Source organism: uncultured Pseudokineococcus sp., assembly GCF_947499845.1.
GTDB lineage: Bacteria > Actinomycetota > Actinomycetes > Actinomycetales > Quadrisphaeraceae > Pseudokineococcus.
This window is the reverse complement of sequence record NZ_CANMPM010000055.1, coordinates 1-573: the sequence shown is the minus strand read 5'-3', so window position 1 is coordinate 573 and position 573 is coordinate 1. Positions and strand designations below refer to the sequence as shown.

Genomic DNA, 573 nt, shown 5'->3' with positions numbered 1-573 from the left:
GGGGGGTGTCCCTATGAGGTTGGTCAAGCCGCGCGGGCGGGGCGGGGCTCGTAGAGGGTGGCGTTGCGGAGCATGGCGTGCAGGACGTCGACGCGGCGGCGGGCCAGGCAGATGAGGGCGGCGTTGTGCTTCTTGCCGGCGGCTCTCTTGCGGTCGTAGTAGGCCCGTGAGGTCGGGTCCTTAAGGGCGGCGAAGGCGGACAGGAAGAACGCCCGCTTGAGGTGCTTGTTGCCGCCGCGTGGTGGGTGCTCACCGCGGATGGAGGACCCCGAGCGGCGCGTGACGGGAGCCAGGCCGGCGTAGGCGGCCAGGTGCCCGGCGGTGGGGAAGGCGGAGGCGTCACCGACCTCGAGCAGGATCCTGGCGGCGGTCCTGACTCCGACGCCGGGCATCGAGGTCAGGACCCGGGCAAGAGGGTGAGCGTCGAGGACCTCCTCGACCTCGGCCGCGATGACCTTGCGCTGGTCCAGGACGGTCCTGAGTGCCTCGGCCAGGCGGGGTAGGACCTTCTCGGCCGCGGCGGTGCCGGGCACGGTGACGGTCTGCTCCTCCAGGGCGGCCAGGAGGTCCTCG

The 573-nt window shown here is 72.3% G+C and carries 1 protein-coding gene; it reads right to left on the bottom strand.

The features are described from left to right. Window positions 1-23: 23 nt before the first annotated feature. Window positions 24-573 (bottom strand): transposase (locus tag Q0789_RS16590; RefSeq protein WP_298807089.1); only part of this gene is annotated, 550 nt, incomplete at its 5' end.